General features: G+C 63.8%; 26 protein-coding genes and 1 pseudogene. 14 read left to right on the top strand and 13 right to left on the bottom strand.

What is annotated here, in order from left to right; genetic code table 11:
- Window positions 1–182 precede the first annotated feature (182 nt).
- Entirely contained in the window at window positions 183–437 is a 255-nt protein-coding gene (locus tag NKJ94_RS16185) for a hypothetical protein (RefSeq protein ID WP_352526373.1), read from the top strand.
- Between the two features lie 169 nt (window positions 438–606).
- Here the strand turns inward: NKJ94_RS16185 and NKJ94_RS16180 are convergent, their stop codons facing one another.
- A complete protein-coding gene (locus tag NKJ94_RS16180) occupies window positions 607–1,242 on the bottom strand; it encodes a DNA-3-methyladenine glycosylase I (RefSeq protein ID WP_352526371.1) in 636 nt (211 codons plus the stop codon).
- A 228-nt stretch (window positions 1,243–1,470) separates the two neighbouring features.
- On the opposite strand from NKJ94_RS16180, the gene NKJ94_RS16175 reads away from it, so the two are divergent.
- Window positions 1,471–2,205 (top strand): L,D-transpeptidase, encoded by a 735-nt coding sequence (locus NKJ94_RS16175; RefSeq protein WP_352526369.1) that lies wholly within the window; start codon window positions 1,471–1,473, stop codon window positions 2,203–2,205.
- A 276-nt stretch (window positions 2,206–2,481) separates the two neighbouring features.
- Window positions 2,482–3,402: a bifunctional 5,10-methylenetetrahydrofolate dehydrogenase/5,10-methenyltetrahydrofolate cyclohydrolase gene (locus NKJ94_RS16170; RefSeq protein ID WP_352526368.1), complete on the top strand. Its 921-nt coding sequence runs from the start codon at window positions 2,482–2,484 to the stop codon at window positions 3,400–3,402.
- Between the two features lie 13 nt (window positions 3,403–3,415).
- Here the strand turns inward: NKJ94_RS16170 and glcF are convergent, their stop codons facing one another.
- From glcF to NKJ94_RS16145, 5 genes are all read right to left on the bottom strand, one after another.
- Window positions 3,416–4,747: a glycolate oxidase subunit GlcF gene (glcF, locus tag NKJ94_RS16165; protein WP_352526366.1), complete on the bottom strand. Its 1,332-nt coding sequence runs from the start codon at window positions 4,745–4,747 to the stop codon at window positions 3,416–3,418.
- Window positions 4,748–4,816: 69 nt separating this feature from the next.
- Window positions 4,817–5,206, bottom strand: a complete 390-nt coding sequence (locus NKJ94_RS16160) for a DUF4870 family protein (protein ID WP_352526364.1) — start codon at window positions 5,204–5,206, stop codon at window positions 4,817–4,819.
- Complete coding sequence (locus NKJ94_RS16155) at window positions 5,203–6,459, bottom strand: FAD-binding protein (RefSeq protein ID WP_352526362.1); 1,257 nt, start codon at window positions 6,457–6,459, stop codon at window positions 5,203–5,205. Before NKJ94_RS16155 ends, NKJ94_RS16160 begins: the two co-directional genes overlap by 4 nt.
- 240 nt (window positions 6,460–6,699) lie before the next feature.
- Window positions 6,700–8,196 carry an FAD-linked oxidase C-terminal domain-containing protein gene (locus NKJ94_RS16150; RefSeq protein ID WP_352526360.1) on the bottom strand — a complete coding sequence of 499 codons (1,497 nt, stop codon included), beginning with the start codon at window positions 8,194–8,196 and terminating at the stop codon, window positions 6,700–6,702.
- Window positions 8,197–8,567: 371 nt separating this feature from the next.
- Window positions 8,568–9,851, bottom strand: a complete 1,284-nt coding sequence (locus NKJ94_RS16145; protein WP_352526419.1) for a DUF3422 family protein — start codon at window positions 9,849–9,851, stop codon at window positions 8,568–8,570.
- Window positions 9,852–10,117: 266 nt separating this feature from the next.
- Here NKJ94_RS16145 and NKJ94_RS16140 point away from each other — a divergent pair, with 266 nt between their 5' ends.
- The 3 genes from NKJ94_RS16140 to NKJ94_RS16130 are packed head-to-tail and all read left to right on the top strand — an operon-like array spanning window position 10,118 to window position 12,920.
- Window positions 10,118–10,921, top strand: a complete 804-nt coding sequence (locus NKJ94_RS16140) for a FadR/GntR family transcriptional regulator (RefSeq protein ID WP_352526358.1) — start codon at window positions 10,118–10,120, stop codon at window positions 10,919–10,921.
- 53 nt (window positions 10,922–10,974) lie between these two features.
- Window positions 10,975–12,111, top strand: a complete 1,137-nt coding sequence (locus tag NKJ94_RS16135; RefSeq protein ID WP_352526356.1) for an alpha-hydroxy acid oxidase — start codon at window positions 10,975–10,977, stop codon at window positions 12,109–12,111.
- Window positions 12,112–12,149: 38 nt separating this feature from the next.
- Window positions 12,150–12,920 carry a metallophosphoesterase family protein gene (locus NKJ94_RS16130; RefSeq protein WP_352526417.1) on the top strand — a complete coding sequence of 257 codons (771 nt, stop codon included), beginning with the start codon at window positions 12,150–12,152 and terminating at the stop codon, window positions 12,918–12,920.
- A 210-nt stretch (window positions 12,921–13,130) separates the two neighbouring features.
- Here the strand turns inward: NKJ94_RS16130 and NKJ94_RS16125 are convergent, their stop codons facing one another.
- Entirely contained in the window at window positions 13,131–13,262 is a 132-nt protein-coding gene (locus NKJ94_RS16125; RefSeq protein WP_280952144.1) for a hypothetical protein, read from the bottom strand.
- Between the two features lie 296 nt (window positions 13,263–13,558).
- The gene (locus NKJ94_RS16120) at window positions 13,559–14,257 is read right to left on the bottom strand and encodes a type 1 glutamine amidotransferase (RefSeq protein ID WP_352526355.1); all 699 of its coding nucleotides are present in this window, start codon (window positions 14,255–14,257) and stop codon (window positions 13,559–13,561) included.
- Window positions 14,258–14,348: 91 nt separating this feature from the next.
- Between NKJ94_RS16120 and NKJ94_RS16115 the strand changes: the two genes are divergently transcribed.
- The 5 genes from NKJ94_RS16115 to NKJ94_RS16095 all read left to right on the top strand — a co-directional run bounded on the left by NKJ94_RS16115 (window position 14,349) and on the right by NKJ94_RS16095 (window position 18,819).
- On the top strand, window positions 14,349–14,996 hold the full coding sequence (locus tag NKJ94_RS16115) for a hypothetical protein (protein WP_352526353.1): 648 nt from the start codon (window positions 14,349–14,351) through the stop codon (window positions 14,994–14,996).
- Window positions 14,997–15,027: 31 nt separating this feature from the next.
- The gene (locus NKJ94_RS16110) at window positions 15,028–15,762 is read left to right on the top strand and encodes a 16S rRNA (uracil(1498)-N(3))-methyltransferase (protein ID WP_352526416.1); all 735 of its coding nucleotides are present in this window, start codon (window positions 15,028–15,030) and stop codon (window positions 15,760–15,762) included.
- A 204-nt stretch (window positions 15,763–15,966) separates the two neighbouring features.
- Window positions 15,967–17,340, top strand: coding sequence for a glutamate--cysteine ligase (locus tag NKJ94_RS16105; protein ID WP_352526352.1), 1,374 nt, complete (start codon window positions 15,967–15,969; stop codon window positions 17,338–17,340).
- Between the two features lie 102 nt (window positions 17,341–17,442).
- The gene (locus NKJ94_RS16100; protein ID WP_352526351.1) at window positions 17,443–18,333 is read left to right on the top strand and encodes a DUF937 domain-containing protein; all 891 of its coding nucleotides are present in this window, start codon (window positions 17,443–17,445) and stop codon (window positions 18,331–18,333) included.
- Window positions 18,334–18,594: 261 nt separating this feature from the next.
- Window positions 18,595–18,819: a type II toxin-antitoxin system HicB family antitoxin gene (locus NKJ94_RS16095; protein WP_352526349.1), complete on the top strand. Its 225-nt coding sequence runs from the start codon at window positions 18,595–18,597 to the stop codon at window positions 18,817–18,819.
- A 145-nt stretch (window positions 18,820–18,964) separates the two neighbouring features.
- Here the strand turns inward: NKJ94_RS16095 and NKJ94_RS16090 are convergent, their stop codons facing one another.
- The gene (locus tag NKJ94_RS16090) at window positions 18,965–19,255 is read right to left on the bottom strand and encodes a DUF1127 domain-containing protein (protein WP_352526347.1); all 291 of its coding nucleotides are present in this window, start codon (window positions 19,253–19,255) and stop codon (window positions 18,965–18,967) included.
- Window positions 19,256–19,433: 178 nt separating this feature from the next.
- Here NKJ94_RS16090 and NKJ94_RS16085 point away from each other — a divergent pair, with 178 nt between their 5' ends.
- The 3 genes from NKJ94_RS16085 (at window position 19,434) to NKJ94_RS16075 (ending at window position 23,189) form a co-directional block, all read left to right on the top strand.
- Window positions 19,434–20,390 carry a LysR substrate-binding domain-containing protein gene (locus tag NKJ94_RS16085; RefSeq protein WP_352526346.1) on the top strand — a complete coding sequence of 319 codons (957 nt, stop codon included), beginning with the start codon at window positions 19,434–19,436 and terminating at the stop codon, window positions 20,388–20,390.
- Window positions 20,391–20,464: 74 nt separating this feature from the next.
- Window positions 20,465–22,030: an exodeoxyribonuclease VII large subunit gene (gene xseA, locus NKJ94_RS16080; protein WP_352526345.1), complete on the top strand. Its 1,566-nt coding sequence runs from the start codon at window positions 20,465–20,467 to the stop codon at window positions 22,028–22,030.
- Between the two features lie 31 nt (window positions 22,031–22,061).
- The gene (locus tag NKJ94_RS16075) at window positions 22,062–23,189 is read left to right on the top strand and encodes a DmpA family aminopeptidase (RefSeq protein WP_352526344.1); all 1,128 of its coding nucleotides are present in this window, start codon (window positions 22,062–22,064) and stop codon (window positions 23,187–23,189) included.
- Window positions 23,190–23,250: 61 nt separating this feature from the next.
- Here the strand turns inward: NKJ94_RS16075 and NKJ94_RS16070 are convergent, their stop codons facing one another.
- From NKJ94_RS16070 to NKJ94_RS16055, 4 genes and pseudogenes are all read right to left on the bottom strand, one after another.
- Window positions 23,251–23,505, bottom strand: a complete 255-nt coding sequence (locus NKJ94_RS16070; protein ID WP_023719384.1) for a DUF768 domain-containing protein — start codon at window positions 23,503–23,505, stop codon at window positions 23,251–23,253.
- 576 nt (window positions 23,506–24,081) lie between these two features.
- Window positions 24,082–24,426: an Atu4866 domain-containing protein gene (locus tag NKJ94_RS16065; RefSeq protein WP_352526415.1), complete on the bottom strand. Its 345-nt coding sequence runs from the start codon at window positions 24,424–24,426 to the stop codon at window positions 24,082–24,084.
- Entirely contained in the window at window positions 24,426–25,154 is a 729-nt protein-coding gene (locus tag NKJ94_RS16060; protein WP_352526343.1) for an SDR family oxidoreductase, read from the bottom strand. Before NKJ94_RS16060 ends, NKJ94_RS16065 begins: the two co-directional genes overlap by 1 nt.
- Before the next feature lie 108 nt (window positions 25,155–25,262).
- A pseudogene (locus NKJ94_RS16055) lies at window positions 25,263–26,013 on the bottom strand (SDR family NAD(P)-dependent oxidoreductase).
- Window positions 26,014–26,133: the final 120 nt, after the last annotated feature.

The raw sequence follows: 26,133 nt of genomic DNA, 5'->3' as shown, positions 1-26,133 counted from the left end.
GATGACTTATTTCGGGTGGGCGTGTCCTACCGATGCAGCCCGGAGAAGGCAAGCGTTTGCACTTCTTCCTTCTCCCCTCGTCGCGGGAGAAGGCAAGAAGCTGAAACAATTGCGCCATGCGCGCGGCATCGTGCCGACACAATCCGGGCCGATAAGCGCGCCGAAACAAGGGGTTCGGGGCCATGGCCACGCTACAAAAGTTCGACATCATCGATAGCGGCGCACGCGAAGTCCCGGTCCGGCTGCGGCCGGCCGATGGTCATGCGCCGAAGACGACGAAGCAAATCGCAGGACCGTTCGAGATCGCGGCGCAACAGCGCAACGGGCCGACCATGCGCGACGTTCTGATGACCGGCCTGCTGGTCATCTATCCGGTGTTCGCTGCGCTGGCAGCCATCCTCGCCGGGCTTTTCCTGGCCGGCATCGGCGGCGTCTGACAGCGCCTCTTCCTTCTCCCCCCTGTGGGAGAAGGTGGCCGAGCGAAGCTCGGTCGGATGAGGGGTGTTCCAGCGAACGCCAACGCCTCATTCCTTCCAACACCCCTCAACCGTCTCGGCGCTACGCGCCGATCCACCTTCTCCCACAAGGGGAGAAGGCAAGGGGCGCTCACTTCGGCCGCTTGAACGCTTTGCGCTCCGCCTCGACCGGCTCGCGGCAGACGCAGCCCTCGAGATGGTCGTTGACCAGCCCCATGGCCTGCATGAAGGCGTAGACGGTGGTCGGGCCGACAAAGCTCCAGCCGCGCTTCTTCAACTCCTTCGAAATGCGGACCGAGACCGCCGTCGTCGGATTGGCGCGCAGATGGGCGAGATCGACGATCTCGGGCCGCTCGCCTGGGCCGGGCTCGAACTTCCAGAACCATGCGGCCAGCGAGCCGGCCTCGTCGATGAGTTCGCGGGCGCGTTTGGCGTTGTTGATGGTCGAGACGATCTTGCCGCGATGGCGGATGATGCCGGCATTGCCGAGCAGGCGTTCGACATCCTCGTCGGTGAAGGCGGCGATCTTGTCGACATCGAAGCCGGCGAACGCCTCGCGGAAATTGTCGCGCTTGCGCAATATGGTCAGCCAGGACAGGCCCGACTGAAAGCCTTCGAGGCAGATCTTTTCGAACAGCCGGCGATCGTCGGCGACCGGCCGGCCCCATTCGTTGTCGTGGTAGTGCAGATAATCCGGCAGATTGCCGTGCCAGAAGCAGCGGGCGACCCCGTCGGGACCGGCAAGCAGACCTGTCTTTTCATCCATGGCGGAATTCCGTTCGTTGATGTGTCTTGGCGTTAACGCGTTTTGACGCTGTCTTTACCGCGGCTTTACCAGATTCCTGAACCGGGCGGTAACCACACCAAAAGGTTTACTGACAGATCGGCATTTTACGCATTCCGATTCATGTTTCGGTTGCCGCTTCGCGCCCAATGTCCTGGAAATCGGGGAGGCTTTGCGCCCCGGCATGTTCGACGATCAAGGTGCGATCCGATGAAGATATTCCTGTTCCCACTGTTCGGCGCCGCGGCCGTGCTTGCCGCCGGCGCCGCCAATGCCAACGACCGCTATGCCGAGAGGCCCCCGGTGGTGGTCAGCCCCGACCTTTCGGCGCCCTGGGTGCTGCAGCTCGGCCATGCGCCGGGCATCGTTCGGCAGAGCCGGCAAGAGGTGCAGCCGCAACGGCGCTATCAGCGGCAAGCGCAACCCGATCAATTGCGCACGGCAGCGGTGCGGGCGCCGGCCAAGCGCCTGGTCATGCGGCCGCAGATCGATCCCGTCTATTTGCCGCAGCAAGTCGCCTATGACGGCCCGCAGAAGCCGGGCACGATCGTCATCGATACGAGAGAGAATTTCCTCTATCTGGTCGAGAAGAACGGCAAGGCGCGGCGCTATGGCGTCGGCACCGGCAAGCCGGGCTTCGAATGGTCCGGCACCCACAAGATCTCCAACAAGCGGGTCTGGCCGGACTGGCGACCGCCGGCGGTGATGATCGCCCGCGAAGCGGCCAAGGGCCGCTATCTGCCGACCTATCTCGCCGGCGGCATGGAAAACCCGCTCGGCGCGCGCGCGCTCTATCTCGGCTCGACCGAATACCGCATCCATGGCACCAACCAGCCCTGGACGATCGGCGGCGCGGTGTCGTCGGGCTGCATCCGCATGCGCAACGAGGACGTGGTCGATCTTTACGAACGCGTGAATATCGGAACAACGGTGGTGGTGATATAGTTGCCGCGATGAATCATCTGGTCTAGAAAGACATTAGCTTTGGCTTTCTGAGGCCAGATGAATCGACAACGGGGGACGGGCCGTGTGGGGATGCGGCCAGTCACGAAAGGGCAGCGCGGCAAGCCGTGCTGCCCTTTTTGTTTCCGCCAGCGAGAATTGACGGGACGATTTCGCCGGCACGTCGCGCGACGGGCATGGCGGTTCGCTTTTCGCGCTGCCTTTTCGCGGTAACGTTGCTATGTGGCGGCTAAAGTCCCAGACAGAGGCCCTATCTCGATGTCCCTCTCCGATGACAGCCGCTATCTCAGAGGCGGCCCGGTTGCCCAACGCATCATCGCCGGCGTGCGCGAGGACGCGGCGATCGCCACCGCCGAAGGGTTTCCGGCCAAGCTGGTGTCGATCACCGTCGGCGACACCGCGGCGGTCGACGTCTATGTCCGCAACCAGCGCGCCAAGGCCGGGCTGGCCGGCATCGGCTTCGAGGAACGGCGCTTTGGCGCCGACATCACTGCCGGCGAACTGGAAGCGGCGATCCACGGCCTCAATGCCGACCCGCGCGTCACCGGCATCATCATCCAGCGGCCGGTGCCGGTGCACATCCCGATCAAGACGCTGCAGGCGGCTGTGCATCCGCTCAAGGACGTCGAGGGCATGCATCCGGCCTCGATCGGCAACATCGTCTACAACCAGCTCGATCTGGCGCCCTGCACGGCGGCGGCCTCGGTCGAGTTGCTCAAGGAAACCGGGCTCGACCTCAAGGGGCTCGAAGTGGTGGTGGTCGGCCATTCCGAGATCGTCGGCAAGCCGATCGCCTTCCTGCTGATGAGCGAAGGCGCGACGGTGACGGTGTGCCATCACATGACCCGCTCGGTAGCGGCACACGCCCGCCGCGCCGATGCACTGTTCGTCGCCGTCGGCAAGCCGCGGCTGATCAAGGCCGACATGGTCAAGCCGGGTGCTGCCGTCATCGACATCGGCATCAATTCGGAAATCGGGCCGGACGGCGAGGGCCGCATCGTCGGCGACGTCGATGCCGAGAGCGTCAGGCATGTCGCGTCGTGGATCACGCCGGTGCCGGGCGGCGTCGGCCCGATCACCGTGGCGATCCTGCTGCGCAACACCATGGTGGCGCTCAGCCGCCAGCGCGCCCGCTACCAGGCAACCTACGGCACCGCGGACAGGCTGGCGGCGGAGTAAACCAACCGGCGCATCACTCGGCCGCGATAACCGCCCTGTCTTCGGCGACGCCTTCCGGCTTCGACCCGCCATAAGCCCAGTCGAGCAGCTTTATCGTATGCACGACGGGCAGCTTCGCCGCCGAAGCGAGTTGGGTGATGCAGCCGATATTGCCGGTGGCGACGATTTCCGCACCGGTCGCCTCGATATTCCTGACCTTGCGGTCGCGCAGCGTCGCCGAAATCTCGGGCTGCAGGATGTTGTAGGTGCCGGCGGAACCGCAGCACAAATGCCCTTCGCGCGGCTCGCGCACGACGAAGCCGGCTCTGGCCAGAAGCTCCTTCGGCTGGCGGGTGATCTTCTGGCCGTGCTGCATCGAGCAGGCGGAGTGATAGGCGACGACCGTGCCCGGCTTGCGAACCGGCTCGGGCAGCTCGAGGCTCACGAGGTATTCGGTGATGTCCTTGGCCAGCGCCGAGACCCGCGCCGCCTTGTCGGCATAGGCCGGATCGAGGCGCAGCATGAAGCCGTAATCCTTGATGGTGGTGCCGCAGCCGGACGCGGTGATGACGATCGCGTCGAGCCCGCCTTGGTCGATGGCGCGCGTCCAGGCGTCGACGTTCTGCCTGGCCGACGCCAGGGCGGCCTCCTCGCGGCCCATGTGATGCACCAGTGCGCCGCAGCAGCCCTCGCCTTGGGGCACGACAACCTCGACGCCAAGCCGGGTCAGCAGCGAGATCGTGGTGTCGTTGATGCCGGGATCGAGCACCGATTGCGCGCAGCCGGTGAGGATGGCGACGCGGCCATTTTTATTCGTGCCCTGCCCCGCATGGATGCCCAGGGAGGCCATCGGCGATGCGACGGGGATCGACGCCGGGGCGAGCCTGAGCATCGCCGCCAGCGGCTTCAGCGCCGGGATTTTCTCGAACAGCCCGGCAAACGGCTTGCCAAGCCTGGCCAGTTTGAGGGCAGCGCGAAAACGCGAGGGATAAGGCAGCACGAAGGCCAGCATGGCGCGGGTCAGCCGATCGGCCAGCGGACGCTTGTAGGTCTCCTCGATATGGGCGCGGGCGTGGTCGACCAGATGCATGTAGTTGACGCCCGACGGGCAGGTGGTCATGCAGGCGAGACAGGACAGGCAGCGGTCGATATGGGTGACGATCTCCTTGTCTGCCGGACGGCCGTTTTCCAGCATGTCCTTGATCAGGTAGATCCGCCCGCGCGGCGAATCCAGCTCGTTACCGAGCGTCACATAGGTCGGGCAAGTGGCCGTGCAGAAGCCGCAATGCACGCATTTGCGCAGGATCTTTTCCGATTCCGCGACATGCGGATCGGCAAGCTGGGCAAGCGAGAAGGAGGTTTGCACGCCAAAGAGTCCTTACCGTTTGAGCATGATCTTCTCCGAAAACCGGTTCCCACTTTTCGGGATCATGCTCTAAAGTCCGAGGAACCAGCTTTCCGGGTTCTTGACCGGCTCGCCGCGCTGCAGCGCCTGCAAGCCGAGAATGCAGCGGGCGATGAACCAGACGGCGACGGCGAATATCAGCACGACACCGATGACCACGACCATCAGCAGCGCCGAGATCAGTGCATAGAGCAGGCCGATCCAGAACGTGCGGATCAGGAATGTGTAGTGGCTCTCGACGAACCCGCCGGCCTTGCCGCGGTTGATATAGGCGAGGACGATGCCGGCAATACCGGTGACGCCGATGACAAAACTGGCAAGGTACAAGATGTAGATGACCAGCGCGTTGGTCGGACCGGGCTGCAGCCAGCGGTCGGTCTGGCGCGGTGCATCGTTTTGACCTGGATTGATATCGCTCATTGTGCTCCTCCCTCGATTGTCGGGGCGAGAGTAGCAGAGCCTGCGCCCGGCGCCATACGGCCGGGATTGAGGATATTCTTCGGGTCGAATTCGGCCTTCAGCCGCGCCGACAGTGCTATCAGCGGCGGCGGCTGCGGTTCGAACACCGGCACGGCGGCGCGGTGCGAAGGGGCAGCGCGCACCAGCGTCGCATGGCCGCCGCCATGTTTTTGGATCAGGCCGCGCAACAGGCTGGCCTCGGGATCGTCCTGCTGCATGCGCAGCCAGATCAGCCCGCCCTGCCAATCGTAGAAGGCGTCGACCGCGGCCTGCATGCGCAGCGCCAGCACCATTTGGTGAGCCTGCGACGGCGCCATCGAGACGCGCCACACCGGCCTTTCGCTGCCGTCGGCGAACGGCGCGCAATCGCGGACATCGCGCCAGACCGAATACGAGACCGAACCCGAAATCTCTTGCAGTGGACCGGCGTTTTTCAGCAGGTCTTTCAGCGCGGCGATGCGGTAGGCGACCGACGGGCCGAACCCCTCGATGCGCAGCAGCGTCGCCGCATCGCTGCCGAGACTGCCGCCGGCGACCCTAGCTGCGACTCGTTCGGGAAGATGGGCGGCGCTCGACACTTCCGCGCTCGAGCCGAGCGCCAGTGCCATGGCGGCGGTGGCACGATCGTCGAGCAGGCCACGGATGGCGAGCGTGACTTCGGTCTCGGCTGAGGGCAGCACCTTGAAGGTGACGTCGGTAAAGACCGCCAGCGTGCCCCAGCTGTTGGCCATCAGCTTGGACAGATCATAGCCGGTGACGTTCTTGACCACACGGCCGCCGGACTTGAAGGCCTCGCCGCGCCCGGAGACGGCCGCTATGCCGAGGATATGGTCGCGCGCAGCACCGGCCTTCAACCGGCGCGGGCCGGAAAGGTTCGCGGCCAGCACGCCGCCAATCGTGCCTTTTCCCGGCTTTCCGCCGAGCAGCGGGCCATAGTCCATGGGCTCGAAAGCCAGTTGCTGGCCGCTTTCGGCAAGCAGGCTTTCGATCTCGGCCAGCGGCGTGCCGGCTTTTGCCGACAGCACCAGCTCGGCCGGCTCGTAGAGCGTGATGCCGGACAGGGTCGACAGGTCGAGCGTATGTTCGCTCTGCGGCGGACGGCCAATGCCGCGCTTCGAGCCGTGACCGAGGATTTCGAGCAGCGATTCTTCGGCGGCTGCCCAGGCGACGGTGGAGAGAGTTTCCGCGGCGGTGGAGGGGGTGAAATTGGTCATGAGGAGAAAGCGCCAGCCCCAAATGCAGATATGCCGTGATCCTTCGCGCCCCTCTCTGTCCTGCCGGGCATCTCCCCCGCAAGGGGGGAGATTGGCAGTTTCGCGGCCGGCCTTCGTTCGGCAACGTTAGCGATTGGCGAAAGCGGCGATGAGGGCCAATCTCCCCCTAAGTGGGGGAGATGTCCGGCAGGACAGAGAGGGGTGCGAAGGAATGCCGACATTGAGAAGCGAAGCATCACCTCAAAACCTCGGAATGTCCGGGAACGCCACCTGCCCGCGATGCACGTGCATTCTCCCGAGCTCGGCGCATCGCCTCAGCTGCGGAAACACCTTGCCCGGGTTGAGCAGATGGTTGGGGTCGAAAGCGCATTTGACCCGCATCTGCTGGTCGAGGTCGATCTGGTTGAACATTTCCGGCATCAGGTCGCGCTTCTCGACACCGACTCCGTGCTCGCCGGTCAGCACGCCGCCGACCTTGACGCAGAGCCGCAATATGTCGGCGCCGAAACTCTCCGCCTTGTCGAGCTCGCCCGGCACATTGGCGTCATACAGGATCAGCGGATGCAGATTGCCGTCACCGGCATGAAAGACGTTGGCGACGCCGAGACCGTATTTCTCCGACAACTCGCGCATGCCGGCGAGCACGCGTGGCAGTTCCTTGCGCGGGATGGTGCCGTCCATGCAGTAATAGTCGGGCGAGATGCGGCCGACCGCGGGGAAGGCTGCCTTGCGGCCGGCCCAGAAGCTCAGCCGTTCCTGCTCCGATTGCGAGATGCGGCATGTGGTCGAGCCGTTCCTATAGGCGATGGCTTCGACAAGGCCGATCAGATGGTCGACCTCAACACCCGGCCCGTCGAGTTCGACGATCAGCAGCGCCTCGACATCCAAGGGATAGCCGGCCTGGACGAAATCCTCGGCGGCGTGGATGGCCGGACGGTCCATCATCTCCATGCCGCCCGGGATGATGCCGGCGCCGATGATGTCGGCGACGCATTGGCCGGCCTGCTCGCTGGTCGGGAAGCCGATCAGCAGCGCCCGCGCCGTCTCCGGCTTCTTCAAAATGCGCACGGTGACCTCGGTGACGACGCCGAGCAGCCCTTCGGAGCCCGTCATTACGCCGAGCAGGTCGTAGCCTTCCGCGTCGAGATGGCTGCCGCCGAGGCGCACCACCTCGCCATTCATCAGCACCATCTCGATGCCGAGCACATTATTGGCGGTTAGACCGTATTTCAGGCAGTGCACGCCGCCGGAATTTTCCGCGACATTGCCGCCGATCGAGCAGGCGATCTGGGAGGATGGATCGGGGGCGTAATAAAAGCCCTCCTGCTCGACGGCGGTGGTGATGCCGAGATTGGTGACGCCCGGCTGAGCGACGACGATGCGGTTCTGAAAATCGATCTCGAGGATGCGATTGAAGCGGCTCATGACCAGCAGCACCGCGTCTTCGAGCGGCAGCGCGCCGCCGGACAGCGAAGTGCCGGAACCGCGCGGCACAACGCGGATGTTGCGGTCGTTGCAGTATTTCAGCACGCGCGAGACCTGCGCCACGGTTTGCGGCAGCACCACGACCAGCGGCAATTGCCGGTAGGCGGTGAGCCCATCGCTCTCGAAGGCACGCATGGTATTGGCCGCGTCGACGACGCCCTCACCCGGCACGATGATGCGCATATCGGCGACGATCTCGTCGCGCCGGCGCAGCGTGGCGTCGTCTGGTTTCGGCATGGCAAGGCCGGACATCGACAGCCTCCTTCGATCGACTGGTAAAAATCTTTTACCAGCGACAGCTGCCCGTTGCAAATCCCGCTTTGGCCGGAACGAACGGCCTATAGCCGGACAGCCTTCCGCAGCGGCAATCTGCCGCTGCATATCTACCCTCCCCCTTGTGGGGAGGGTCGCGAACGAAGTGAGCGGGGTGGGGGATGGCGCGAGGATAGCGCTGACTTTCTCCCCCCTCGAGGGGGAGATGGCCGCGAAGCGGCCAGAGGGGGTCGTCTCACGTAAATCGCCGATATCGTGTCCCGCCGCGAAACGAGGTTGGCGCTCCATGCGGGACAACCCCCTCTGTCGCCTTCGGCGACATCTCCCCCTCAAGGGGGGAGATTACCTGCCTACTCGCCCGGCTGCTTGCCGGGTTCGGAGTGCATGCGGCGCACACGACGCACGCCCCACCAGACGAGCAGGACGGCGAGCGGCACCGAGGCGGCGGTGACCACTTCCGGCGCAAAAGCATGGCCGAAGATCGAGGCGCCCTTGGCGACGTAGCCGATGAGGCCGACGACATAATAGGAGACGGCGGCGACGGAGAGACCTTCGACCGTCTGCTGCAGGCGCAATTGCAGGCGGGCGCGATTGTTCATCGATGCCAGCAGATCGCGGTTCTGCTTCTCAACCTCGACGTCGACCCAGGTGCGCAGCAACGTGGTGGCGCGGGTGAGCTTGCGCGACAGATTGGCCTGGCGCTCCTCGACCGAACGGCAGGTGCGCATAGCCGGGGCGACGCGCCGCTGCAAAAAGCCGCCCCAGGTGTCGTAGCCGGGCACGGCTTCCTCATCGAGCGCCTCCAGCCGCTCGCCGACGATGCCGTCATAGGCGCGGCTGGCGCCGAAGCGGTAGAGGCTGGAGGCGGCGTCAGCCTCCAGTTCGGCGGCAAGTTCGGTCAGGTCAGCGAGCAAGGTCTGGCTGTCGCGGGTTTCGGCGACCTTCATTTCCAGCGTGGTCTGGGCCAGCCTGTCCTCGATGCGGCGGGCGCGTCCCGAAAGTGTCAGCGCCAGCGGCAGCCCAAGCATGGCCAGCGTGCGGTAGGTCTCGATATCGATCAGCCGTTGCGACAGAGCGCCGGTGCGCGCCGGCGTCAGGCCGCGGTCGAGCACCAGAATGCGGGTCAAGCCGTCACCATCCTGGCGGAAATCGGTGACGATTGCGGCGTTGCCGCGCTCGACCAGCGAATAGCACAGGCTGGTCGGGTCGAAGCCGGCGATCAGCCTCTCGTTGGCCGGCGTCCATTTGCGAATTTCAAGCCTGATGCCGGAAATCACCGTTCCCGGTGGCGAAAACCCGTTGCCAAAGGGTGTGTCTTCTTGCCCCCTGCCGTTTTCGGCAAGCGGTCCTTCCCAGAGATAGGTCGAGAACTCGGTGTGCCGTTCCCAGCGCAGCGAGCCCTTGCCCCATTTCATCGCGTGATGGCGGGCATGACGGTCGGGCGCGGCGATGCCGAGACGCTGTGACAGTTCGGAAAGCACGGCCAGATCGACGCCCGAGCCGCCTTCGGTCATGAAGGAAAGCTGCACCAGCACGCGCGGCTTTTCGACCAGCGGGTGCGGCCGGGCGTGAACCTCGCCGAGCGCGCCGGGCCTTCCTTCATGCGCCGGAAAGCCCATGACGCTGCCGCCCATGACGCCGGCTTTGGCGCGTAGCTGGAATTCGAGGTTGGACGGGTCGGCGTCTGGCACGGCTGGTTCCCCGGGCTTCTCTGAGCCCTTTGGCAATGATGTCCCTCTAGAGGCAATCGCCAGGGGACGCAAACGCCCAATTTAGCTGAAGATGATATGGCGCCGCGGCTTCGAAACCGACCCGATCAGGCGAATTGGATAAATAATTTGACCAGTTGGCGACGCTGGCTTTATCTTGCGCACCATCGGTTCAACCCCAGGCAGCCCGTTTGAGCGACATATTCTCCCGGATCGAGCATTCGCGCACGGCCGACGAGGTGGTGCAGCAGATCGAGAGCCTGATCCTCGAAGGCGTCCTGCGCACCGGCGACCGGCTGCCGGGCGAGCGCGAGCTGGCGCGCCAGTTCGAGGTGTCGCGGCCGATCCTGCGCGATGCCTTGAAGGCGTTGGAAGGGCGCGGGCTTTTGACGACACGGCCCGGCGGCGGCACCCATGTCGCCGACGTCATCGGCCAGCTGTTCACCAAGCCGGTGACAGACCTGATCTCGATGCATCGCAAGGCGGTGACCGACTATCTGGAGTACCGCCGCGAGATCGAGGCGGTGGCGGCCGAATATGCGGCGCGGCGCGCCACATCAGACGATCTGGCGCTGCTCGACCGCATCATGGCGCGGATGGACGAGGCGCACCGGACCGGCAATTTCGACGACGAGGCGGAAATCGACGTCGAGTTCCATCACGCGATCTGCGAATGCGCGCACAACATCATCCTGCTGCATACGCTGCGCTCCTGCTATCGGCTGCTGTCGGAAGGCGTGTTCCAGAACCGGCGGCTGGTGTTCAACGTGCCGGGCGCGCGCGAGGCGCTGCTTTCGCAGCACCGGGCCATCTACACGGCGGTCAAGGCCGGCGATCCGGCCGCGGCGCGGCAGGCGGCGATGGATCACATCTCCTATGTCGAACGGTCGATGGCCGAGGCCGAGCGCAGCGGCGACTGGCAGCGCGTGTCGCGGCTGAGGCTCAGGCAGCGCTCCGAGCCCGGTGACGGTGAGGCGGCAAGAAAACAGCCGTAGGCTCCGGCCAGAAAATTCAGCGACGAACCCGCGAAGAACCAGTGGAAAAATCCATGAGCAGCATTCTCACCATCGCCGACCTCAAGGCCCTGGCGCGCCGCCGCGTGCCAAAGATGTTCTTCGACTATGCCGATTCCGGCGCGTGGACCGAAAGCACGTACCGGGCCAACGAAGAGGATTTCCAGAAGATCAAGTTCCGCCAGCGGGTGCTTGTCGACATGGACAACCGCTCGCTGGAATCGACCATGATCGGCGAGAAGGTGGCGATGCCGGTGGCGCTGGCGCCGACCGGCATGACCGGCATGCAGCATCCGAATGGCGAGATGCTGGCTGCGCAGGCGGCGGAGGAATTCGGCGTACCGTTCACGCTGTCGACGATGAGCATCTGCTCGATCGAGGATGTCGCTTCGGTGACCAAGAAGCCGTTCTGGTTCCAGCTTTATGTGCTGCGCGACAAGGATTTCGTGTTCGATTTGATCGACCGCGCAAAAGCGGCGAAATGTTCGGCGCTGGTGCTGACGCTCGACCTGCAGATCCTCGGCCAGCGCCACAAGGATATCCGCAACGGGCTTTCGGCGCCGCCGCGAATGACGCCAAAGCACATCTGGCAGATGGCGACCAGGCCGGGCTGGTGCGTCGGCATGGCCGGCACCAAGCGCCGGACGTTCCGCAACATCGTCGGCCACGCCAAGGGCGTCGGTGACCTCGCCTCGCTGTCGTCGTGGACGAGGGAGCAGTTCGATCCGCATCTGTCGTGGAAGGACGTCGCCTGGATCAAGGAGCGCTGGGGCGGCAAGCTGATCCTGAAAGGCATTCTCGACAAGGAAGATGCGCTGATGGCGGCCAGGACCGGCGCCGACGCGATCATCGTTTCCAACCATGGCGGGCGCCAGCTCGACGGCGCCTCGTCGTCGATCATGGCGCTCGAAGAGATCGCCGACGCCGTCGGCGATACGATCGAGGTGCATATGGACGGCGGCATCCGCTCCGGCCAGGACGTGCTGAAGGCACTTTGCCTCGGCGCCAAGGGCACCTATATCGGCCGGCCTTTCCTGTACGGCCTCGGCGCACTCGGCAAGGAAGGGGTTACCAAGGCGTTAGAAATCATCCGCAAGGAGATGGACATAACGCTGGCACTGTGCGGAAAGCGTCTGGTCACCGACATGGGCAAGGATCAGCTTCGGCGCTAAAGTCCCGTGACGGCATGATCACGGAGGCGACGCAGGCATTGACGGAGCCCGGCATCAATTTTTTCGGCGCACGCGGACCGGAAGGCATGCGTCTTTACGCGATCGGCGATGTGCATGGCCGGCTCGACCTACTGGCGGCCTTGCACCACCGCATCGAGGCTGAGCTCGGTCAGAAGCCGCCGGCCGATTGGCGCGTCATTCATCTCGGCGATTACGTCGACCGCGGCCCGAACTCCAAGGGTGTCATCGACTTTCTGATCGACGCCCAAAAACGCGATCCGCGTCACCTGATGCTGGCCGGGAACCATGACATCGGCTTCCTCGATTTTCTCGATGTCCCCGACCCGGACGGACTGTTCATGCGCTATGGTGGCATCCAGACGGCGCAATCCTACGGGGTGGCCCTCGGTGGGGGCAGCGCCTGGTTTGGCCGAGCCGATGCGGCATTGCGGCAAGGTCACGCCGCGCTGGTCGAGGCCGTGCCGCAGGACCATGTCGAGTTCCTGCGGTCGCTGCCCTTTTCAGTGACATTCGGCGACTTCTTCTTCTGTCATGCCGGCATCCGGCCCGGCATTGCGCTGGAAAGCCAGAGTCCGCAGGACCTGATCTGGATTCGCGACGTCTTCCACGATCACACCGGCCTCCATCCGAAGATCGTGGTGCACGGTCATACGCCGGTGCCCAAGGCCGAGATCACCGGTAACCGCGTCAATGTCGACACGCTCGCCTGGCAGTCGGGAAACCTCACCGCGCTCGTCGTCGACGGTGCGGAAAAACGCATCCTGACGGTCACGGGTGAGAGGGCTTAGGGCATTTTTTGCACAGTGGTTTTGACAGGTCTGGGCGATCGGCAGCGACCGCCGACGGTTCCTGTCAGCCGCCAAAATCTCGGTGGTGGCGGACTGCAAATCTTCGAGATTGCCGAAGCATCCCTTCCTTCGTCATCAACTCTGAGCGATTAGGGCATCGCGAAGCCTTGCGTTGAGGGTGACGAAGGCGTGGGATTATGTGCAGAGGGTCTAACGAAGCGCGGCAGTGACGCCGTAGCCGTCGACGGCATTGTGGTTGTTGGCTGCGTCGGCGGAATAAATGCCGAGGCCGCACAACACGATAGCCGACAACATGGCAAAGGACAAAAAGGCTGCTTTCACGGACGTCATCTCTTGTTGAGCTTTCTGCATCTATGCACGAGCGGGTTACCAATGCGTTGAAACGCAAAATACGTCGCAAATCTCTGACGGTTTCGCGCTTCTAGGCATGTTCTGTATCGGCGGTGTGTCGCGCGGGTCACAGGAAAGGTTCATCGCGGTTGCACCGAAGATGCAGAGCGGGCGCCTTTTAGGATGGCGGACGGACACAGGCCAAGGATGAAACGCGTTTTCCCCGGCGGATTTGCCGCCGCGTGCCAAATATGCAACGTCGCCAAATACGTCGACTGTATGAGCCGTCAGATCGTCGCCACCCAGGCGCGGGCGATGGCGAGGCCGGCGGCATCGGCTTGCGGTCCGTTGCGGGCCATTTCATCGTCGAGCCGGCTGCTCCATTCAGGATGCCGCTCGGCGATCAGCGGTGCAAAGGCTGTGCTCCAGTCGCGAACCATCGGCCGGTCGGCCTCGAAATGGAACTGGAAGCCATAGACGGCGCGGCCGATGCGGAACGCCTGGTTCTCGGCGACGGCGTTGCCGGCCAGCCGCACGGCAGTCCCAGGCAAGACAAAGGTGTCGTCGTGCCACTCGAAGATCGGGAATTTTTCGGGCAAGGCGGCGAGCACCGGATCGGCCTGCGCCGCCGCGGTGAGCGCCACCTCGTGCCAGCCGAACTCCGAGGCGCCGCCTATCTGGTTTTCGCCGCCAAAAGCGCGCGCGACCAATTGGCTGCCAAGGCAGATGCCGAGCACCGGGCGATCCCTGTCGGCAAAATCGCGCGTCAGGTCGAGCAGGCCCGGAAAATAAGGACAGAGCTCGTCGTCCAGCGCATTCTGGGCGCCGCCGAGCACCACCATGGCGTCATGCTCGCCGCCATCTTGCGGCAGCGCGTCGCCGCGATAGGGCCGGCGCAGGTCGATATCGGCGCCCGCCTCGACAAGTGCCGCGCCGATCTGGCCAAGGCCCTCATTGTCGAAGTTCTGGACGACCAAGACCCGCATCGAAACCTGCTGACATGAAATTGATGCAGCGAGCGATATCATGACGCCAGCATTGCAGCCAAGCCAGTATTGCAGCCAGGAAGGAACGCCTATGCCGCTGCAGAACCGGGTCGATCCGTTCGGCGCCATCCATGCCGTGCCGGAGCGCGGCCTGTTCATGGGCAATCGCGGCATCATCCATGACCCCGAGACGAGAACGCTGTTGAAGAATCGCTGGGCGCTGCAAGCCTGGATCATCTGCGTCTGCGAGTTCCGCGACGTGCGGCGCGAGCCGATGGGCCGCAACCGGGCTGGCGGCAAGGCCGGCTGGACCGAGCTGTTTTTCCTCGACGAGGTGACGGCGCTGGCGGCCGGGCATCGGCCCTGCTTCTTCTGCCGGCGCGAGCGAGCCAGGGATTTTGTCCAGCGCTTCGGCGAAGCCTTCGGCATTGCCGAGCCGCGCGCGCCGCAGATCGACAAGCGCCTGCACAAGGAGCGCCTGGCCTCGGGCGGACGGCCGCCGATCATCGCGGCGCAAGACCTCATGGCCCTGGCGGAGGGTTCCATGGTTGCGGACGGCAGCGATGCCTATGCGATGCGCGGCGGCAAAGCGCTGCACTGGTCGTTCGCGGGTTATGGCGAACCGGTAGCGTTCGATAGCTTTGCCGGCCGCCCACTCCGCCTGCTCACGCCGGCGACAACTGTTTCCGTGCTGAAGCGTGGCTACAGACCTGTCTGGCACGTCAGCGCGGAGGCTTGACGCCGGGGACAGCCTCGCCCATTCCTCGGCGATGCGCGCCAATTACAAGATGCAGCGGCTGTTCGTGCCGGATGGGCTTGGACCGGACATCGAGTTCGACGTCGGCCCGCAGCTGAGCCATTATCTCTCGCATGTGCTGCGGCTCGGCGAAGGTGCCGAGGTTCTGGTGTTCAACGGCCGCGACGGCGAGTGGTCGGCGACAATCGCGGCAAAATCGAAGAAAGCTGTACGCCTGAAGGTGCTGGCATTGCAGCGGCCGCAGCCACCGCTGCCCGATCTCGTCTATTGCTTCGCGCCACTGAAGCAGGGGCGGCTCGACTACCTCGTGCAAAAGGCGGTGGAAATGGGCGCCGGCATCCTGCAGCCGGTCATCACCCAGCATACGCAAGTGGCAAGGCCCGGCATCGAGCGCCTGCGCGCCAATGTCGTCGAGGCGGCCGAGCAATGCGGCATATTGGCGGTGCCGGAGGTGCGCGAAGCGGAAAAAATCGAACGCCTGCTCAGCAACTGGGACCGAGAGCGGCGGCTGATCTTCTGCGACGAGGACGCATCGACCAACAATCCCCTGCCGGCATTGCAGGCGGTGCGGGAGAAGAAGCTCGGGCTGCTGGTCGGGCCGGAGGGCGGCTTTTCCGACGAGGAACGCAAGATGCTGAGAGCGCTGCCCTTCGTTACCGCGATTCCGCTCGGGCCGCGCATCCTGCGGGCGGATACGGCGGCGGTGGCGGCACTGGCGCTGATCCAGGCGACAATCGGCGATTGGTGATCAATTCCAGTTACCCGCTGGCTCAGGATTTTTCGCTTGATCGGCTACTGACATTTCGTCCATCTAGCGCCGGCGGTCGTCCGACCGCTCTACAGCGCCGCGCGTCCTTTCGGGCGCGCAAAGGACGCTGTAGCATTTTGATTGGGCACATGATCCTTTCCGAAAATCGAAGCCGATTTTCGGGGTCATGTGCGGAGGGCTATCATGGCGCGCGATACAACCGATTTCCGGCCGGTCGAAAGCGTCGACGAACTCGTCGAGCACCTGGCCGAAGGCAACAAGCCGCGCGACAAGTGGCGGATCGGCACCGAGCACGAGAAATTTCCGTTCTACATCGACGGCAATGCGCCGGTGCCCTATGGCGGCGAACGCGGCATACGCGCCATCCTCGAAGGCATGCAGGACAAACTCGGCTGGGACCCGATCATGGATGCCGGCCGCATCATCGGCTTGGTCGAGCCGACCGGCCAGGGCGCGATCTCGCTGGAACCCGGCGGCCAGTTCGAACTGTCCGGCGCGCCGCTCGAGACGATCCACCAGACCTGCCGCGAAGGCAATGCGCATCTGGCGCAGGTACGCGAGATCGCCGAACCGATGGGCATTCGTTTTCTCGGCCTTGGCGGCAGCCCGAAATGGTCGCTGGCCGAGACGCCGAAAATGCCGAAATCACGCTACGAGATCATGACCCGCTACATGCCCAAGGTCGGCACCAAAGGCCTCGACATGATGTACCGGACCTGCACGATCCAGGTGAACCTCGACTTCGAGAGCGAGGCCGACATGCGCCGCAAGATGCAGGTGTCGCTGAAGCTGCAACCGCTGTCGACGGCGCTGTTCGCCAACTCGCCCTTCACCGAAAGCCGGCCGAACGGATTGCAGAGCTGGCGCGGCGAGATCTGGCGCGACACCGACAACCAGCGCTCCGGCCTGCTCGAGTTCTGTTTCTCGCCCGATTTCGGCTTTGCCGATTATGTCGAATGGGCGCTCGACGTGCCGATGTATTTCGTCATCCGCGACGGCCAGTACCATGACATGACGCACGTCACCTTCCGCCAGTTCATGGCGGGCGCTGCCCGCAACGAATTGCCGGACGGGCTGCCGACGATGGGCGACTGGGCGAACCATCTGTCTACGCTGTTCCCCGACGTGCGATTGAAACGCTTTCTCGAAATGCGCGGCGCCGATGGCGGGCCGTGGCGGCGCATTTGCGCGCTGCCGGCCTTCTGGGTCGGGCTGCTCTATGACGCGGCAGCGCTCGACGCGGCCGAGGCGCTGACTTCGAGCTGGAGCTATGACGAGGTGCTGGCGATGCGCAACGCGGTGCCGGAACAGGGCATTTCGGCGCCCTTCCGCAACACGACATTGCGCGAGATCGCCCGCGACGTGCTCGTCATCTCGCGCATGGGACTGAAGAACCGTGGCCGCAAGAACCGCGACGGCTATGACGAGACCTCGTTCCTCAACACGCTGGACGAGGTCGTCGCGCGCGGCACGACAAGCGCCGAAGAGATGCTCTCCGCCTACCACACGCGCTGGGGCGGTTCGATCGAGCCGGTGTTCATGGAATACGCGTATTAACGCTTCGCTATCCGCATGGTTCATGGTCCGGCAAATTCGCTTCAATCAGTGATGGAAACGAACTAGGCTTCTCCTGCGAGGATTTTCCCGGAGGAGAAAACAATGCCTTCCTTGTTCGATATTCTGGCGCAGGCTCAGAACGGCACCGGCATGCAGGCGCTGGCCCAGCAGTTCGGGCTTTCGCAGCAGCAGACGCAATCGGCGGTCGCGGCGCTGCTGCCGGCCTTTTCACAGGGGCTGAAGCGCAATACGGCGGACCCTTATGGGCTCGGCGCCTTCATGACGGCGATGGCCAGCGGCCAGCACGCCAAATATTTCGAGGATGCAAGCCGGGCCTTCTCGCCGCAGGGTCTCGATGAAGGCAACGGCATTCTGGGGCATTTGTTCGGCTCGAAGGATTTGTCACGCGCCGTCGCCAGCCAGGCCGCGCGGGCGAGCGGCGTCAGCCAGCAGGTCCTGCAGCAGATGCTGCCGGCAATCGCCTCGATGATGATGGGCGGATTGTTCAAGCAGACCACCAACCAGCTAGGCGGGCAGATGCATGCGGCAGGCGGCGGCGGCAATCCGCTCGGCGAGCTCATCGAGCAGATGATGCGGCAGGCGGGCGGCGGCGGCCAGGCGCCGGCACCACAGCCTGCAGGTCCAGCGGACAATCCACTCGGCAAGGTGCTGCAGGATATGTTCGGCGGCGGGCAGCAGCCGCAAAGCCAGCCGCAGCAGACACAGAACCCTTATGGTGACAATCCGCTCGGCAAAGTGCTGCAGGATATGTTCGGCGGCGCACAACAGCCGCAGTCTCAGCCGCAGCCTCGCCAGGCGCCGCGGCAACCCCAGGCGCCGCAGCCGCAGACCAATCCGAGCGGCAGGCCGAGAAATCCGTTCGACGACCTGTTCGGCAAGATGTTCGAGACGGGCGCCCAGCAACGCGACGACTACCAGAAGGGCATGGAGTCGATCTTCGACCAGTTCAAACAGGGAATGGGCCGGCGATAGCGCCACAAGCTGCGAGTCGACGTCCTGTGGGCAAGAGACTGGAACAGATGCGCCGCAACCCTCGCGGTGATTGGTCAATAGCTGATGTAAGGGCAGTTTGTGACGATGCAGGCGTTCAATGCGTGCCGCCACGATCCGGTGGGTCGCATTACAAAGTCTATCATTCGGCAATGGCCGAGATTCTGACAGTGCCTTTTAAACGCCCCATCAAACCCGTATATATTCGAAAACTCGTGGCTTTCATCGACGAGGTAAAGAGACATGGCGGACAGACTTGAATATGCGGTCGTCATCGCACCGCTTTCCGCAGAAGACGGGGGCGGATTTTCGGCCTCGGTCCCCGACCTGCCAGGCTGCATCACCGATGGTGAAACTCCTGAAGAAGCTATCGCTAATGTCCAAGACGCCATATCGTCCTGGATAGAAGCTGCGCACGAACTTGGCAGATCGATACCAAGGCCATCACAAAAGTCGGCCGTCGCCTGATTTCCCAAAAAGAAAGCCCGGTCCTTGCAAGGACCGGGCAGCGCGCAGGCGGCCGGGGGGATCCGGCAGGGAGTGGGGAGCCTGCGTAACTTGATGGCGTCGTGCCTCGAAAAGGTTCAATGCGACCGGATCGCAACTTGTGCGATCAGGCCACCTTGCGGGCAAGATCCTCGATCGTTTCGGCGCGCTCGACTGCGATGACGCGAAGCCTCTCGGTCGGATCGCGGCCAAAGGGCACACCGATAGCGACGTGCAGGTCGGCGCGGGTCAGGCCGATGTCGGCGAGCTCGGCATCTGACATTTCGCCGAGGCGATAAAAGGCGCGGCGGTTTTTCCAGGCGCGGTAAATATTGGCAGCCGCATTGGCCACGCGCGTCGCAACGGCCGGACGCGAGGTGATGCGCGAGGTCTCGGTGGCGAAATCAAACGTAGCCATGTCGGTCTCCTTTAGACTCGAACGGACAAAACCGGTCGATCGGGCGCTGGCGACAGCGGCCGTTCCGGCTTCGATTCACATGCCTTCATGTAGACAATGCGAATTTGCCATGGCGCGATTGATTAATCCAACGAATGTTTCTAATCTTTAGCATCAACATCAATGATGGATTGGACCGATGAAAGCGCCACTCGATCTCGATCAGTTGCAGACCTTCATCTCGATTGTCGACACCGGCAGCTTTACCCGCGCGGCGGAAGCGGTGCATCGCACCCAGTCGGCGGTGTCGATGCAGATGCGCCGGCTGGAAGAGCGGATCGGCAAGCCGCTGTTCGAAAAGGACGGCCGCACCAACAGGCTGACCGAGGAGGGCGACCGGCTGCTCTCCTACGCAAGGCGGCTGCTCTATCTCAACAAGGAAACACTGGCCGCATTCGACGACCGCCGGCTCGAAGGCACCATCCGCATCGGCACCCCGGACGACTATGCCGATCGCTTCCTGCCCGAGATCATGGCGCGGTTTGCCCGTTCCAACCCGCATGTCGAACTGACCGTCATCTGTGAGCCGACGCCGGGACTGGTCGAACACATCAAGCGCGGCAATCTCGACCTGGCGCTGGTGACGCACAATGACGCGCGCGGCCAGTCGGAAGTGGTGCGGCGCGAACCGCTGCTGTGGGTTACCTCGGCCAACCATGCGACGCATGAGCAGACGATCTTGCCGATGGCCTTCGGCCGGCCGAACTGCATCTGGCGGCGGGCCGCCGCCGACGTGCTCGACCAGCAGAACCGCGACTACCGCATCCTGTTCACCAGCTTCTCGGCCACCGTCATCGCCGCCGCGGTGCTTTCCGGCCTGGCGATCTCGGTGCTGCCGGAATGCGCGCTGCGGCCCGGTATGCGGGTGCTGGGCGAGGCCGACGGTTTCGGTGCCCTGCCCGATTGCCGCATCGGCATCATGCGCGGCCAGACCTCGCAGCCGGAGATCGTCGACGCGCTCGCCCGTCATATTTCGGAAAGCCTGGACAATATTTCCGTGCCGCTCGGGGAAGAGACCGGCACGTTCGACTTCGCAACACTCGCCTTCGCGAAGATGAAGCGGACCAAGCCGAGCCAGATCCTGCCGGGCTGGTGAAGGATCGCGCAATTGGGGCGGACATCGAACACGGCCGCCTTGACGCCGGCCAACAACAGTCCCCCAATCGGCCGATGAGCGACGCAGCATCCGAATCACGCACCAACGCCACCGAATATACGGTGAGCGAGATTTCCGGCGCGCTTAAGCGCACGGTCGAGGACGTCTTCGGCAATGTACGGGTGCGCGGCGAGATTTCCGGCTATCGCGGACCGCATTCCTCCGGCCATGCCTATTTCTGCCTGAAGGACGATCGCGCGCGGCTCGATGCCGTGGTGTGGAAGACCACGATGAGCCGGCTGAAATTCCGTCCCGAGGAAGGCATGGAGGTGATCGCCACCGGCAGGCTCACCACCTATCCCGGAAAGTCCAACTACCAGATCGTTATCGACAATCTCGAACCGGCCGGTGCCGGTGCGCTGATGGCGCTGCTGGAAGAGCGCAAGCGCCGGCTGCAGGCCGAAGGGCTGTTCGACGCGGCCCGCAAGCGCCTGCTGCCTTTCATGCCGCGCGTCATCGGCGTGGTCACCTCGCCGACAGGCGCCGTCATTCGCGACATCATCCACCGCATCAAGGACCGGTTTCCGCTGCACGTACTCGTCTGGCCGGTGCGGGTGCAGGGCGAGACGGCGGGTGCGGAGGTGACCGCTGCCGTCAACGGCTTCAACGCACTGCCGTGGGACGGCGCCATCCCGCGGCCCGACCTGTTGATCGTGGCGCGCGGCGGCGGCAGCCTGGAGGACCTCTGGGGGTTCAACGACGAAGCGCTCGCCCGGGCCGTCGCGGCTTCGGGCATTCCAGTGATTTCGGCGGTCGGCCACGAGACCGACTGGACGCTGATCGATCTGGCGGCGGATGTGCGGGCGCCGACGCCGACAGGCGCTGCCGAAATCGCCGTACCGGTCAAAGTCGACCTCGAAGCGACGCTTGCCGGCCTTGGCGCACGGCTGAAGACCGCGGTGTCGCGCAATTTCGAACGCAAGCGGCAGGCAGCACGCGCGGCCGCCCGTGCGCTGCCCTCGCCCGACCAGTTGCTGGCGCTGCCGCGGCGGCGCTTCGACGAGGCGACGAGCCGGCTCGGCCGGGCGCTGTCGGTCAGCGTCGAGCGCAAGCGGGCCAGGCTTCTGGGGCAGCGGCTGACGCCGGCCACCTTGTCGCGGCGGATGAACGAAGCCCGCACGCTGACCCGCCGCGACCTCGCCCGTGCGCAAGCGGCGTTCTTTGCCATCGTGCGCGAGCGGCGAGCGCGGTTTTCGCGCACCGCCACCAGACTGTCACCGGCGCCGATCGCAAGACGGCAGAAACTGCAAGGCGATGCCCTGCTGGCCCTGACGCGACGGCAGGACCACGCGATTTCGAGACGGCTGGACCGTCTGCGTGGAAGACTGACGCAGGCCGACCGGCTGCTGGCGACGCTGTCGCATAAGGCCGTGCTGGCGCGAGGCTTCGCGCTGGTCAAGGATGCGGACGGCGCGGTGGTCAAGCATGCGGCGGAAGTCGCGTCGGGAATGGCACTTTCGCTGGAGTTCGCCGACGGCACCGCGGATGCCGTCGCCATCAGTGGCACGGCGCGGCCGAAGACGGTTGCCAAGTCCGCGGCCAAGCTCAAGGCGCCGGGCGGCCAAGGTTCGCTTTTCTAAGGACGACCAAGGCTTGCTTTCTGAGGACGAAATGACCGACCCGCATCTTGCGACGCCCTCGGGCAAACTGCGTGCACGCGCCTTCGCGATCCCGTTCGAAGGCACGCCAGGGCCTTTAAACGCCATCACCGATGTGCCTGGCGTGACAGTCGGCTATACGACGCTGATCTCGGGGGACGGGCCGCTCGTTGTCGGCAAAGGTCCGGTGCGCACCGGCGTGACCGCGATCCTGCCACGGCCCAGAGGCGAGTTGGCCGTCCCGGCGTTCGCCGGCGTGTTCAGCGCCAATGGCAATGGCGAACTGACCGGCTCGCATCTGATAGAAGAACTCGGAGCGTTCAATCTTCCCATCACCATCACCAACACGCATTCCTGCGGCGTCAGCCGCGACGCAACGCTGCGCTGGATACAGAAGGTGCTGCCGCAATCGCTCGACAGCGCCTGGGCGCTGCCGGTGGCGGGCGAGACTTATGACGGCTTCCTCAACGACATCAACGGCCATCATGTAAGCTTCGAGCACGTGTTTTCGGCGCTCGAGACGGCTGAAAGCGGGCCGATCGAAGAGGGCAGCGTCGGCGGCGGCACCGGCATGATCACCTTCGGCTTCAAGGCGGGATCGGGGACATCCTCGCGCAGCGTCGACTGGAACGGAGAGCGTGTCACGATCGGCTGCTTCGTCCAGTCGAATTTCGGTGCAAGGCGGAACCTCGTCATCCGTGGCGTCAGGACCGAAGCGGAACTCGCCGAACCGGCGGTCCGGGACAACACGCCGCGAGCGGAAAAGAGCTCGATCATCGCGATCGTCGCCACCGATGCGCCATTCATGCCGCATCAGTTGAAAAGACTGGCAAAACGCGTGCCGCTCGGCGTGGCGCTGACCGGCGGCTATGGATACAATACGTCCGGCGATATCTTTCTGGCCTTCAGCACGGCCAATCCCGACGCGGCGCGCGGCGCGGCGGGCAAATTGGTCAGCGCCGGCTACATACCGGATGCCGACATCAACCCGTTCTTCGACGCCGTCGTTCAGAGCGTGGAGGAAGCAATCCTCAACGCGCTGGTCGCCAATGAAGACATGACCGGGCGCGACGGCAATTTCGTGCCGGCATTGCCGACAGAGTGGCTCACGGAGAGATTTGGCAAGGCTGCGCGGCGATAGACCGCGCAACTGCATCAGACAGCCAATGGTCGCCCGGCCGGTTTTGCCGGGGGGCGGTCCGTCAGCCGGCAGGCTTGTTGGAATTCTGCTCGTCCTGGTCGGCCTCGGCCGCCTCTTCGAGCCTCGAAGCAATGAGCTCCTGAATGTCGCCGACCTCTTCCTGGATATCCTCCAGGGGTATGCCGGCTTCGGCAGCCTTGGCCGCACATTCCCTGGCGAGGGTCTCGGCCTGCTTCTCGATTCTGGCTGGCGAGGGCTGGCAATGGACTTTTTCGCCAATCCACCCGCGCAAGAACTCGATCGCGTGTTCACTCATACTGCTGTTCCCTAGCGGCTATGCCGGTTGGTAATCATAAACGTCGGCATCTTGGAAAAGATGCGTGCTGCCATTCGAGCCGAGTCGGCTTCGCCCGGCAAGCCGAACTTGTCCGAGGTCCACAGAGCTGAAGGGAATGGAGGGTTCAAGGAGCACGTTCTGGTTCTTGAGGACTGATTCTCTCGACGAAACTCGTTCGACCCGCGCTATTGTTTCTATTTGCTTTTTTTTGGTTTTCAAGCCGTTTTGGATCACAATAGATGTCGCAATGACTAGCACATTTACCGCGCTCTCGCCGGCACCACGTAAGAGGCGAGCCGTCAAAGCCGCCGCTATATAGTGACAACCCTTTGCAATGTCGACTCCGCTCGCGATCCTGCTTCTTTCCGCCGCGCTTGCCGGGAGATATGTGGTGCGGCGAGCCTTGCAGTGCAAACTGCTGAGCGCCTCATGCAAGGCGTGCAATAGCTTCCTGGCAAGTGGGGCGGTGTCCGAGGAAAAGAGCGGCGGCACTTCGATCAAATACCGCGCAACCGTAACGGTGGAACCCTGAAGTGCTTGTCTCAGGGTGGCTCTCTACCGCTGGCGATAAAGGATCATCCCGCCATGATAGAGAACGCCTTCGACGAACTCACCATCTGCGGTGAAGCCCGTATCGTCCCAGTATTCTATGTGGTTGCCCTCTACTTGATAGCGTCCCCGGTAGGCGCTCTCGCGGTCACCGCGCGCTTCGTCATAACGGCCGTTCGGCAGGAGTTCGTGCCGGACATGGCGATCCTCGGTGATCCACATTCCGACGTAGGGATGATCTTGGTGCGTCATCGGTTCCTCTGCAAGAATTGGAGTTAACAACAGGGCCAGCCCTACTGGCGCAGCAGCGATTGCAACACAAGCGAGCACTGCGGCCAAACGGGGCCGCATCAATGCGCCGCCTTCGTCGGACGCACGACGATCTCGTTGACGTCGACATCGTCGGGTTGTTCGATTGCGTAGCGCACAGCTCGGGCGATGGCGTCGGGTTGCAGGGCAATTGCCCGCCACGTTTTCATGGCAGTGGCGGCGGCTTGGTCGGTGATCGTGTTCGCCAGCTCGCTTTCAACCACGCCAGGATGAATGCAGGTTACGCGGATATCGTCACACTCCTGGCGGAGCCCATCGGAAATCGCGCGGACAGCGTATTTCGTTGCACAATAGACGGCAGCCGTGGGCGAGACGGCCAGTGCTCCGATGGAGCCGATATTGATGATGTGGCCAGAGCCGCGTGCCGTCATCTCGGGCAGGACCGCCGCGATGCCATACAGAACACCTTTGATGTTGACGTCCACCATCAGCTCCCATTCGCCAACCTTCATCGCGGCCATGGCCGACAGCGGCATGACGCCCGCATTGTTGATCATGACATCGACCCGGCCCCATTCGGCCCGGGCGGCATCGGCGAACGCTGCGACATCTGCCCTCTTGGTGACATCGAGCGCTCGCACACGAACCGTTCCACCAGCCGCCTCGATCTCGGCCGCGAGAGCTTCAAGGCGGTCGGTACGCCGCGCGCCGAGGATCAGCTTTGCACCTGCCGCGCCAAGTTCGCGGGCGATGCCAGCACCGATGCCGCTGGAGGCACCGGTGATCAGAACAACTTTGTCCATGGTCATGAAAATGATCCTTTCGGTTCCAGAAATCCTGTGAGTATTTTCACGATGTGAAGGGTAGGCGTGCGATTAAGATCCTGCAGCGCGCCGGTCTGATGGTAGGGTTGCGTTTCATTGGGCGGTGTAGCCGCCGTCGACCAGAAGCAGGGTCCCGGTAATGAAGCTGGACGCCGGCGAGGCAAGAAAGACGATGCTCTCGGCAACTTCTTCCGGCTGCCCGATCCGGCCGATCGGATGTGCGTTGCCAAAGCTTCGCAGCATCTCCCGCCCATTCTCCACCACACCTTCCATGATGTCGGTTTCGATCACGCCAGGGGCAACGGCGTTGCAGCGAATGCCCATGCGCCCGTATTCGATCGCGATCACCTTGGTCAGCTGTGCGACAGCCGCCTTGGAGGAGGCATAGGCCGCCTGCGTCTCGAAGGCCGCAACCGCCGAAATCGATGAGACATTGACGATCGCGCCGCCGCCACCGGCGGCCATCAATTCCACTGCGGCACGGGCGGTGACGAAGCTGCCGCGCGCATTGATCTGCAGAATGCGGTCATAGTCGTCGACGGAGGTCTCCGTCAGACGTTTGTTGAGCGTACGACCGGCGTTGTTCACGACGATCGAGGCGTCCGAAACGCTTCGCCGCGAACTCGACCGAGCGTCTCGCCAGATCCTCGTCGGCGACATCGCCGACCAGGGTTGCCACATCCTCGGCTTCCAATTCACGTACAGTGTCGCTGAGATCGCTTGCCACGATCCGGGCACCCCGGGCACGCAGCAGCTCCGCGGTGCAGCGACCGATGCCGCGTGCCGCGCCCGTCACGAGGGCGATTTTTCCATCCAGGTTCCAGGAAGAAGGCAGTGATGTCATGGGATCTCCTTTGTCAGCCGGCATCGGTTTGGATCGAGACGATCAAGCCTTCTTGCCGTTGCGACAGAGATAGGAGCATGGCATTGTCGCGATAACCCGCCTATTGTTAACCTCTAAGGT

The organism is Mesorhizobium sp. M0060 (assembly GCF_040323155.1).
In the GTDB taxonomy this organism is placed as follows: Bacteria; Pseudomonadota; Alphaproteobacteria; order Rhizobiales; family Rhizobiaceae; genus Mesorhizobium.
The sequence above is the reverse complement of the archived record's forward strand: the minus strand, read 5'-3'. Positions and strand labels throughout refer to the sequence as shown.